Raw genomic sequence first — 12,444 nt, forward strand, 5'->3', positions numbered from 1 at the left:
TCATACTATTGAATCATTTTAAGATATTCTTCTAAAATACGATAGTTATACACTAATCCCTGTTGCTCTATCGACAATGAGCTGTAGTCTTTTTGAGCTGCTAATACTTTTTTCTCGAATGATGAGCTATCTGGATCGATATTGCCAATCGCTTGAACGACCTTGAGAACGGCAGCCACATCTTTTTCAGCTTGTTTGAGTAAGTCTTCATTAATGACTTGCCCTCGTACTTTAGAATCCAAAGCCTGATATGCAGCTACGGCATTTGCCACATCCTCTATATACGTTGGTGAGCTTGGAGAAAGACCTGCAATCATTTCAACGACCTTTTTGACGTCGGCCATACTTTTCTCCGCCTCTAATAGAATTGAATAATTGGAGATACGCTGTTTATCTGTCGTATTCAAACTATCGTATTCTTTACGTACGGCTTCAACCATACCAAAGTAGAATTTATCCTTAGGATTTAATTTTGCAATGTTATTATAGACCTTAATCACGCTGTCTAAGGATAGTAACAATTGGTCGTTATACACATAGCGTCTTTGGTCAGCATTCAGCTTATCATAAGCTTTTAAAATCTTTTGATATTGACTATTCATATCCTTAGCTGTTAAAAGACGATCAATATCCTCCACAATACTTATAACGGGCTTAATCAGCTTTTCTTGGTCTTGTAATACTCTGTAGTTTTCCACAGCTCGTTGCTGATCCTTTGGTAACGCATTATAAGCAGCACGAATTTCTTGAATACGTTTTACATACTGCTTTGGATCTACAGATGGTAAAGCATCAATCATTTGCATTACATTGCCAGCCCCTAGAATACTTGACTCAGCAGCCTGCAATAAATAGTAGTTTGTTACATATTGCTGCAAATCGGTAGGTAATGCATCATAAAGCGAACGTGCTCTTGCTGTATCTTGAAGGAATGTATTGCTTGAAGATTTTAGTTTACTAATCAATTCCACTACATCGGATACAGGCTCATATTTTAAGAGTACATCAATATTGTCGATGTATTTTTTTTGATCTTTCGACAATTTGTCATATGCCTTACGGACAGAGTTAACCTTACTAACAAAGCTTTTCGATTCTGGATCTAGTTCATTAATTTGTACCATCACGCTTAAAATAGGCTTAACCTCTTTTTCACGCGTTGTTAAATCTTTACTATTCGTTACTAGTTTCTTTTGGTTCGATGACAGCTTATCATAGGCTAAACGTGCATTCATGAGCTTTGTTAAATAGTCTGCATCTTGCACTTCTGTTAATTTGATTAGCTCAATTACGCCCTCAGCTAACCCCTGTTCATTTTCAGCAGCTACCAGTGCATCATAGTTGATAATGGCTTGCTTCTTCTCCTCAGATAATCCATCGTAAAGCTCACGTGCCGTTTTCATATCTTGGTAGAATGTTTTACTTGTTGGCTTTAACGAAGCAATCAGGCCAATTAATGAAGCCACATCCTCAACAGCTGTAAGATTCGTATAGTTCGTCACATGTTTTTTTGAAACTTCATCAAGGGCATTATAAGCCTTCCGTGCGGCAAGTACCTTTTTTGTATAGTCCTTACTCGTTGGGTCCAATGCATTAATCATTTGAATAACCTTGATAACGGCTTTATTGCTCTTTTCATAATTACTTAAAGTTTTTGCCTGCTCCACAAGCTTCTGCGCATTTTTATCTAATGCTTTATAGGCTGTAGTTAGCTCGGCTACCTTTTGGACAAATGTGTCCGGATTCTCATTCACTAATGCAAGAACACGTTCATCGAATGCCTTTGCCATATCGATATAGGCTTGTGCTTTTATAAGATCAGGATAATTAATAACCTGGGCTTGATCTGTTAATGCTGTGTATGCATCTGTTGCTGCTTTCACATCATCCTTATACGTTTTTTTAGAAGGATTTAATGCATTAATTTTCACAATTACGTCTATTACAGGTACAACCTCTTTTAAATTCTTATAATTTTTGACATAGGCTTTATTTTTATCATCAAGCTTAGCGTAGGCTGTATAAGCTGATTTGGCTTTTGAAATATAGCTCTTAGAGGATGGATCAAGCTTTTCAAATTGTGAAATAACATTCACAACCGTTTTATAGGATTTCTCTAAATCAGTTAAAACTTTAATATTCGTTACACGGCTTTTTGCCGAAGATGGGAGGCCATCATAGGCAGCTCGAGCAGCTAAAATCTCCGTGATTATATCATTTGATTGACTTAGCTTTGATATTTGCTGAATCACACCCGCTATTACTAAATCTTCATTTAATAGATTGGATAATTTCTCTTCAAGCTTACTTTTCATTTCAGCCAATGGAGCCGTGTCATTACCATTCCCAGCATTTAACGCCGTTACCTTTGATTGCAACTCCGTAATTTGGGTCTTGTAATCTGGCATTGTCGGTTTAAGGGCATTAACTTGTTTCGATAAAGTCGCATAGTGGTATAAAAGATTTAAGCGATCTTTATTTTGCACAAATTCCTTTTCTTCCATAGCCAATTTGTCAAAGGCCGACTGAGCAGCAAATGTTTTGCTCTCAAATGTAGAAGCTTTAGGATCAATACCGTCAATTAATTTGTCCACGCTTATAGATGCATTGTAAACCTTCTCCCACTTTGTTAGCTCAGCAAGATTATTGACAATTTTTTTGACATTCGCCGCGTTAATAGTAGTTCCAGTTGTTGCTAGTGGCACATCATAGGCAGTACGAGCAGCTTTGATAGCCTCCACTTTATTTGAGGCACTTGCAATTGCCACAATAAGTCCTTCGATTTTTTCAGCAGAAGCAATATTTGCTACTGCTACATTTAAATCCGCTGTATTTTTTACAAGTTCTTTATCAATTGTTAACGAATCATACATCCCTTTAATGGAGTTTACTTCTGTACGATATGCCGCCTCATTGGATACACGCAGTGCTGAAATTTGCTTGGAAATATCAGCAGCCTTTTTAAATTGTTCAAATGTAGAATAGTTTGCCACTAACTTTTGTGAAGCTTCATCTAAGGCGTTATAGGATTTTTCAATAGCCGTTACAGCACTTATAAAGCTTGTTGCTGACGTAAAGTCTGCTGGTTTTTTAGCTATTAATTGAGTAATACTTAGTGAAACTTTATCTATGGCTGACAGACCCGTTAAAGCATCCTTATATTGTTTAAAAGGTGTTACCGTATCATTGTTTGGATTATAGGCCTCAGCCACTTTCTTTTGATCTGCCGTTAGTAGGTTATAAGCTGCTGTAACTTTATCTAATGCTGAAGAAATAGCTGGATAATCCGTTGGGCTTTGCTTTAATACATCCACTAAAGCGTCTAGCTCTGTTGCAGTAGTTTTGACTGCTGCTGCATCATCAACTAATTTTCCAAGTTTCGCAATATCTACTCCTTTGCCTTTAAAATAGTTATTGCGATCAGCCTCTTTATAGCCATATTGTAAGACTGTTCCTCGAACGGTATTAGTAATGCTGCTAGCACTATTGGCAAACGCTGCATCGACCGCTTTCTCAAATTGCTTTTGTACGAATAAATATGATCGGTCTGTCGTTTCATTACCTAAAAAACTTTCATATTCTGTTTCTACAGCATTTACATCGTCTATAAATGTTTTACTAGTATTAGAGATTGCACTAATTTTCTTCCAAATTGCTTGTAGTTCATTTAATAGGCGACGTTGTTCCACTACATAGTCGTACTTTGCTTGAATCAGTGCCTTTTCATTGTTGTCAAATCCAAGGTCATTCGAATTTTGTACAACTTTAATATCACCATCTGCGATCACCATCTCATTAGCAGTCGAATTCTCCGATAATTTACCGAATTGGGCAATGAGCTGTTCCTTTGTCGTTGCAGCTGCCACAGCGTTGACGTAGGAAACTTGCTCCGTTTGTGCTGTGACACGAGATTGTGCATCATTTTCCTGTGCATTTGCTATAGCTGTAGGTGCTAATAAAAGACTTGTTATAACACCTGTTGTCAATTTTCGATTCAATCGAACCACCCTTTCATTTTTTATGTATAAGAAAATGTGATGTTCATTTTCATTTATCCTGAAATGGCATAGGATACCTCTTTTTAAGAGAGTGCGTAATCAAGATAAAGCATCCGAAGATCATTGAGATTTATTTCGAGCAAAATCGAAAAAATCTGGACATAAATACGCAGAGACGTAATTAATTAATCATTACTTTAGTATCGGTGTAAATTACACGTTTTCAAGCCATTCTATTATATTTACAAAATAATGGGCGTCAAAAGTAGTTTTTCAAAATTACTAGCTAGAAAAACAGGAAGTTATTTCAATTATACTATACAATAGATTTATCTTGATTCTTCGGATTTCCAACGTCTATGGAATCAGAAAAAGTCCTCTGGCAGATACTACAGATTTTTGACGAGTAATTGTGAAAAAATGTGACACAATTCCGCCGAGGTGTAATTGATATTAGGATGTTTTTCATCCATCGACATGTAATGACGAAATACGTTTTTTCAACGAAATTATTGGAAAAAAACAGCTATTTTCATATGTCATAATGTCTTTACAAGGTGTATACTACATCTTTGATATCCTATTTTGGAAGAAAGGACGCTGTTTATGTTTTACCATTATAAGTTCTGGCATAGCTTAAAAAACCCTACCTACTTTACAAACATCGTAGAAAAAGGTGAGATCATCGGATATAAAAAACGTGCATTAACGGTGTTCATCCTTTTCATCCTATTGTTTGCTACTCGCGAATATTGGGGAATGGGGACAGAAAATTTAACGTCCTTATTTGCAATGGATTTACAAAATGAATACTATGTGGCACGCGTACTTTCCATGCTCGGTGCCATTTTATGGGCGATCATTTATTTTTGCTTCCATTATTACGGTGTTACCTATCTATTACATCTATTAACGGACATTCCTTATACTTGGATAAAAAAAGTCCAGCTTTACGTTGTTACCTTTCTGCTCATTGAAAAAGCAATCCTCTTTGCTGTTTTTTATGGAGTGGGCTATACAACGATGTTTTCATTCTTTTCTTTGGCACCCGCTGCCTTACAGGTCATTAAAACTGACTTCGTGTTATTTACAATCAATCAATTGACGGTAACGACCGTTTTAATCATTATTGTGCAGTATCTATTCCTGTCGAAATGGGAGGAAGAAGCTAGTAGAAAAATGTTAGTAGTCAAATTGATTGGCTTACAACTATTTATGGCCTTATTTGTGGGCATGATTAGTGTGCTACCCATTAAAGAATGGATTGCTAGGGGGTTAGGATGATGGCATTTATCAAGGCAAGACCATGGACAAGTATTGGTATTGTGGTGGCAATGCTCGTAATCGGTATAAATGCTTATTTTGTCTTCAAAGAAGATAGCACCGTGACACGATCCTACTTTATTGACGAATTTCAGAAAGCCTATATCGGGACGAATACGGAGCGTGTCAATAAGGAAACCATTGTGGCACCCGCCGAGACATATACCATTACAGCTGATGCCACAAAGTTATCCGCTGTCAATGTAAAACGTGGCCAGGAAGTGATGATGAATGATTTACTCGCTACCTTAAAAACAGATGAAGTAGACGAGGAGCTTACAAAGCTTGAATCAGAACGTACTGCCTATGAAACAGAATTAAATGATTTACAAAATGCACTTGATCAAATTGAAGACGAATACGACGATTCGGATCCAAAAAGCTCTATTAATACCGATCAAATCAATGATAGATTGTCTGTTACATTAAAATTAGAGCTTGCTCAACAAAATTCACTATCAACAGCAGTTGCCCTGTTAAATCGACATATTGCTGAAACAAATCGTCAAATTTCACTCATTGAAGCGCAAATTACACAAATAGAGTCTCGTCAAGGCATTGTCAGTCCTATAGATGGTGTAGTGTCATCAGTGAAAGAAGAAGCTGGTGCTTTAACCTTCGAAATCTACTCGAATGAAAAAGCCATGTATGCTTATTTGTCAGAAAAAGAATGGCAAAAAGTACAGGAAGGCCAAACGGTTGATTTTAAAGTGAAACATGTAAAAGATGCATTATCTGGCATCGTTTTAGACAAGCAAATGATTGCTACAGATGATGAAACATTTTGGGCAAATGAATTAGCTAAAACAACAAACCTTCCGCATCCAACAAATTATGAAGTAGTACTGCAACAGGATGCGCCAATAGAGGAAGTACCGTTTTCAACAACTGGTAAAGCATCCATTATTGTCAATGAAGCGTTCGATTCTTATAAAGTCGATAAATCGTGGTTAGCGACAACAAAAAGAGGAAATAAAAAGCTCCATATCATTAATCAGGATGGAAAAATTCAATTGATAGATATTAATGTCCAATTTAATACGACTCAATCAGCAATTTTCTCAGACTATCTCGATGAAGGAACACCAATGCTCTCTAATGAGAAGCGCAATATGGAAGCCTACACCTTCCGTACTTTACCTATTGAGAAATTGCATTGGAAGCAGTTTAAAGAGTTAACTTGGAAGCAATATGTGAAATACATTGTTTTCTAAATGCAAAATCCGCCTCACTCTCTCTAGAGATGGGCGGATTTTTTTTATGAAAATACCCCTTGTAGCTATAACAGGGGGTATTTCATGTTTATTTTAGTGATAAGCATCTATTTAAGAAGCTTGCAAATTGAGCACGAGTAATTTGTGCATCTGGTCTAAATGTATTATCTGGGAAACCTCCTGTTAAATCATTGGCCACAAGTGCTTGGATATTGCTGTATGCCCAGTGTGTTGATTTAACATCTGTGAAGGAAACTTTACTTGTACCTGTTAATTTGTAGGCTCTTGTTAAAATCGCTGCCATCTCTGCACGTGAAAGCTGTCCGTTTGGATTGAACTTCCCTGCTTCTTGTCCTTTAATAATGCCAGCCTGCTCGACTGCTGCAATGGCACTATACGCATAGTGACCTTTACTTACATCTTTAAAGCTAGAATCCTTCGTTGTTGATAGATTCAGTGCTCTGGCAATGATTGTAGCTGCCTCTGCACGTGTAATGGACGCTTCTGGCTTAAAAGTACCATTCGAGTAACCTTTAATTAGCGATTTATTGTATAAGCTTTGGATTTCAGAGAACGCCCAATGTCCTTTGTTCACATCCGTATAAACTAATTCTTCATGATTATCTTTGTAGACAGCCTGTAATTGATCGAAGTACAGTTGACCTTTCTTTTGAAGAGAAGCTGTTGGTTGAGCAACATAGAAACGTTCGAATTTCAATGGTGTTGCTAGATTACTTGGAATAGCAGCCGTTACGTATTTCCAGCCATTCCAGTCCAGGCCACCCTGACTTGTGAAATCAATCGTATGCTTAGTTCCCGCTCCATCCACGACAACGCCTCTTAGCCAATGCTTACCGGCATCGCCAAATACCCAAACACCGATATTTTTGGGCTGACCTGACATAGCAATTGGTGTTTTAGCAACCATATAGGCAGCCTTTGTTCCTGTACCCGCTACTGTAAAATCATAGTTTAATTGCATGCTAGCTGTTCCCTGTCTTGCATACTCTTTTGAGTTTGCTAATGAAGCATTCGCCTTTGCTACTTCCGTTGTCCAAGTAGACACATTATCAAAGCTGTCTAGCACAATAGGCTTTTCTGCTAAATCTATTACAGAAACAGCTATGGACGTACGAATACCTCCATATTCTCCGATAATTTTCCCTTCACCCTTTTGAGTAGCTGTAAAGGTTGCACCATCCATCTTGCCAATATTTCCTTCAACTGACCACTTCATACTCGCTGGATTGATGGTCATCGGATTTAAGTATTGATCATAAGCAGTCGCTACCTGCATATCTACAGATGAACCTTTCATGACTTGACCAACACTATTTAGCGTAATAGATTTTGCATTCCCTGGTGGTGCTGTATTAACGACCTGTAAAATGGCCGATACACGACGCTCACTACCCTCTGACGGTTTGTTCACAAGATTGGCGAAATACCCTCCTGGATTGCGCGCAACCATCGCTGTAGAACCGCCACCATCTAAGTTAATAGCCGAAGTAGCTCCGATCGAAATTAAATGTGAAGCTAAATCTGATAAGTTAACACCATTACTATGGCCACTTAAGCGACCATCAATTGTAATAAGTGACACCTTTGTACCTGTAGCATCTATCGCTACTGCTGTACGAGGACTGCGTGTCGAAGCAAAGCCAGAATTTGTTGGCATTGAAATATCAACTTGACCATTGCGCACAAGCATTGGCCCTGCAGCTAAAATGAATTGAGCATCCATCCATTTTTGATCAATCGACAAGCTGACATCGATATTTGTACCTGCCGAAATATTGCTTAATTCAGCGGCTAATTCTTTATTTTGTACTGAAATAACAAAACCATCCGCTGGTACAGATGAGTTTCCTGCTGCACCATATGTCGTTACATGAGAAACTGTGCCTGAGAATTGATCACCGAAATGCAAAGTATTTGTATCTTGGCTAGCACCTGACACTACTAGTTCTAACCCCCATGCATTTGTACCGGTTGTCTTTTTTTCTGGTGTATATAAAACGTTTTTATTCGTTCCTCGTTCACTATTAATGAGATCGATAGGATATGTTTTTCCATTTACTTGAAAGGAGAGATTCGTTGTATAATAATCTGCTATCGCTTTCCCTGACTTAGATAAGCCAAATGCAACTGGCTTTTGAGTCGGGCTATCATACGTATCTCCCAAAATACCATAATTGACAATTTCATTCTTTTCCGCTAACAAGTTCGCGGGCATACCATTTCCTAAAAAGTATGAAGCGTTAACAGCTCCAACAACACGATGGCCATCATACGTGTTTTGCTTCGCCATAGCTGATGTCGTTTTTAGGGAATTAATAGGATTGGGCATCCCAATTTCTAGTTTTGTATATGTATTATTTAAATTTACATCTAAAACATTTACAAACTGACGGATAGAGCCTGAAGTATAGGTTTGTTGTAAGTGATTTACTTGTGGGGATACCTCTGTTTTCACTTCACTCACTTTATTGCCAAAACCGGCTGCTTGCCCGTTGAGGGGGCTAACAGTTAACATAAGCACGAACATAACTACAACAATTGAGACTAATTTTCTTGCCAATTTCTTCACTCCGAATTAATCAAAGTATGGCACGATGTCATGTCGTATGACCCGTGCCAGTGACTTCTTTATTTTGTTTCTACATAGATTGCTACTGGAAGATTGACACCACCAGCATGCATTAGTTCTAAATCAATCGTGCCTGATGAACCTTTCATTTCGTAATCAGGCAACTCAACATATTCTTCTCCTACTCGTAAAGAAGGCACTAAATGAACCTTGCCATTCACCTTAATTGCACCACTGTATAAGCCTCCACGACCAGCAAGTTTCAGCTTAATCGTTTTTGTAGACCCAGTTGGATTTACAACAGGAATTGACACCTTGTAGTTCATACCGAAATGACCTGGATTTCCGACTGCCCCATTAATTTGTGAAAATGAATTTTCAGCTGTTTGTAGATGGTCAGTACGGCCATTCGAAATGTTATAGCCGACTTCTGGCGAATCTACCGTATAGGCTGGTAGCTCTGCTAGAATTGTAGCGCTTGGCCAAGCACCTCTTGGATGCTTTGCATACTCATCGATGGCAACCTGCTCCGATTGAATCGTTGTTAAATCACTATTGTCTTTTGTAAGCACTGTACGAATCATATACTCTGGTTTTCCACCATTGACCGCTTGAATATCTAAATCATGTAAAAAACCAATAATATACTCATGGTGTAGATCGTATGTTTCAATGACCTTTGTTTCTCCTGGTGCAATGACAATTCCGCTACTTGCAGATTTTTTTAGCTTGTTATTTAAGGTAGCATCAGCAATTGTCAAACCAATATCATGCCCTACCCAGCTATTACCTGTCTTTTGGTTAATACCTCTTGAATCTACAACTTTAATACTCTCTGTCGTAGACTTGTTTTGAACCGTAATCCCAATATTAACATCTGTGCCTAGTGTATTGTAATGCCACCCAAAGACACGGTGCTTATTCGTCACTGCCGTTGAGTTCACATCATATTGTGCAAGCGTCACATTATTCTTTGGCACAAGCTTACGCGTTAACGTTTCAGGATTATCACTAATAAATAAATCACGATCTCCCTCTAAACGAGCAGAAGGGACAGTGGCTGGCGATGATGTAGAGCCATAAGATTTTTCAAGGAATGAACTTGTGTACATATAACGGTAAACGTAAATATACATTTCTTTTTTATCACTGATATAACGTAAATTTCCGCCTAGCGCATTCACAAGAAACGTAATAGGCACATACATTTTCCCTTTTTGAATAAACGGTTTTTCTGTTAATGTTACCGTTTCGTTATTCACAAGAACCTCATTGCTATTATCTTTGAAAACAAAGCTCATCCCAGCAATTTGTAATTCAAAGGAATTGTCTGGGAGCCATGCACCCGCAGAATCATCTAAATAATCATAAATATAGTTAGCTGGTAAATAAGATCTTGAATCCTTCATAATAATAGGATCTTTCATCACGATACGTTTGTTATTAATATGTAAAATATAAGGATCTTCCTGAGGCGTTTCAGGCAGATCATCTGACATTGTAATATCTACCGATTGTTTTTCGGGATCCCATTGAACATAGCCATCAAAATTTTCACTAACGAAACGCAATGGCATATAAGTACGATCTTTATACATAAACGGTGCGACATCCATCGCTACTTCTTGTCCGTCTACTAAAGCCATCATCGAATCAATCTTTAAATCCACAATCTTCCCGTTACGAGTAGCTGACGCAGTCTGTGTTTCTTTATTCCAATCCACATTTGCACCAATCGCTTCATATAAAGCACGCATTGGTAATAGTAAGAAATCCGATTTATTTAAAATAGGGTCATAGACACTAATCGTCTCTCCATTAATTGTAATCGAAACATTGTTTTTTATCTGAATTCCATTGTTACTAATTGCTGATGCCGATGCTTGTCCAGGCAAAATTGTAGCCAAAGCAACCGCTGATACAATACATGTATTCCTTAGTTTCTTAAACATGCTATTCTCCTTTTTTTACATTCAAAATTGTCTTTATCATCTTAACATGAAAAAACCCCAAAATGTGGGATTCTTATCGAAAAAAGTAGAATTCGGTACTAGAGTTCTAACCTCTCTCCTTCAAAAGCTTCATATGAAGTAAATGTTATTCCAAAATGCCAGTATATTTTCTTGCAAACTGTTTTCCTCCTTAATAGATCCTTATATATACCCTCCCCTGAAGCTAATTTTAAAGCAATAATGTAGCTGCTTTCTATGCGATTCATACCGATATATAGCTAGTAGGTAACTAGATTGGCCGATATTATTAGAACAACTAGTAAACTATTTTATAAAGTAGACTCTTTTTATTTAAAAAAGTTACATAGCCTGGAGAAAATGGTGGATTATTCTCGTGTTTTGTATTAAAAAAAGCTTCATTCCTAAAATATGGAATGAAGCTTAAACGGGGTGGACGATGGCGATATAAGGAAAGCACCCTCAGCAGAGAGAATATCTGTGATATTTAATGCTGACTTTTGAGACACCATATGTAAAATAACTATACATTACTATTAGATTTACTACATTTAACGAGACTAAATAAGAAAATATTTTTATCAAGAGGCTTATTATATCCATAATAAAAAAGCCCTGCTGACACTTTTTTTACAGAGCTGCTAATATAAACTTCTCGATTGAATATTGATAAACACCCTATTAGTCATTTGATAAGATGTTTATTATATTCAATCCACTTTTCCATTTCCCTCTCAACAGCACTATTTTGCCATTCAAACCAAATTCCAGAACATTCACTACAATGACTGTCTACCCCGTTCTTTCTATACGTATCTCTATAAGTAAATATAGTTTTTTTACGACAACTGTAGCAAAAGATTTCTTTTTCTTTATAAAATTCCATATTTAACCTACCTAATGATTTTTACTTATTCATCTCCTTTTTTCACTAAAGTTATTCAAGCATTAAATACTTAGAAGTTAAAATTTTAAGAGTTTGCTATTGCTTTATTAAGAGAAGGTTTGTATTAAAAATCAGTTTACATTGGTTAAGAAATATAATAAACATTACAAGGAATCACTCTATATTAACTAGAATGAGCATTCTTCTTTCCAAAGTTTACTTTCTTTCATTGAGTAATACAAAATAAAAAAAGAGGCTGGGACAGAACTAGCTGGTATTCAAGATAAAAGGAAAATCGATGCTGTTCGATTTCCCTTTTTGCTTATTTGACTAAGATTTCCCACTATTTTTACCTTATTGCTTGTTTAATGGCAATATATTTCCGAAGATTTACTGCCATTAATGCTAAGCCCATTTCGTTTTCAACCTTCGGTTTTCCGCGTACCGAAAATCGAGTGAAACG

5 protein-coding genes are annotated in these 12,444 nt (G+C 37.1%); 2 read left to right on the forward strand and 3 right to left on the reverse strand.

Annotated elements, in window-relative coordinates:
• Positions 1-5: 5 nt before the first annotated feature.
• Positions 6-4,007 (reverse strand): cell wall-binding protein, encoded by a 4,002-nt coding sequence (locus tag AC07YC_RS12955; protein WP_494919579.1) that lies wholly within the window; start codon positions 4,005-4,007, stop codon positions 6-8.
• Between the two features lie 597 nt (positions 4,008-4,604).
• Here AC07YC_RS12955 and AC07YC_RS12960 point away from each other — a divergent pair.
• Both AC07YC_RS12960 and AC07YC_RS12965 read left to right on the forward strand, forming a co-directional pair.
• Positions 4,605-5,282: a hypothetical protein gene (locus AC07YC_RS12960; RefSeq protein ID WP_249661218.1), complete on the forward strand. Its 678-nt coding sequence runs from the start codon at positions 4,605-4,607 to the stop codon at positions 5,280-5,282.
• Entirely contained in the window at positions 5,282-6,535 is a 1,254-nt protein-coding gene (locus AC07YC_RS12965) for an HlyD family secretion protein (protein WP_494919580.1), read from the forward strand. Before AC07YC_RS12960 ends, AC07YC_RS12965 begins: the two co-directional genes overlap by 1 nt.
• 88 nt (positions 6,536-6,623) lie before the next feature.
• On the opposite strand, the gene AC07YC_RS12970 is transcribed toward AC07YC_RS12965, so the two are convergent.
• Positions 6,624-9,116 carry an S-layer homology domain-containing protein gene (locus AC07YC_RS12970; protein ID WP_494919581.1) on the reverse strand — a complete coding sequence of 831 codons (2,493 nt, stop codon included), beginning with the start codon at positions 9,114-9,116 and terminating at the stop codon, positions 6,624-6,626.
• A gap of 68 nt (positions 9,117-9,184) precedes the next feature.
• Positions 9,185-11,077 carry a stalk domain-containing protein gene (locus AC07YC_RS12975; RefSeq protein ID WP_494919582.1) on the reverse strand — a complete coding sequence of 631 codons (1,893 nt, stop codon included), beginning with the start codon at positions 11,075-11,077 and terminating at the stop codon, positions 9,185-9,187.
• Positions 11,078-12,444 lie beyond the last annotated feature (1,367 nt).

Source organism: Lysinibacillus sp. GW247-5R2A, from assembly GCF_059424475.1.

Coding starts and splice junctions, on each gene's coding strand:
- AC07YC_RS12960 (WP_249661218.1), top strand. CDS start 4,605: ATGTTTTACCATTATAAGTTCTGGCATAGCTTAAAAAACCCTACCTAC.
- AC07YC_RS12965 (WP_494919580.1), top strand. CDS start 5,282: ATGGCATTTATCAAGGCAAGACCATGGACAAGTATTGGTATTGTGGTG.
- AC07YC_RS12975 (WP_494919582.1), bottom strand. CDS start 11,077: ATGTTTAAGAAACTAAGGAATACATGTATTGTATCAGCGGTTGCTTTG.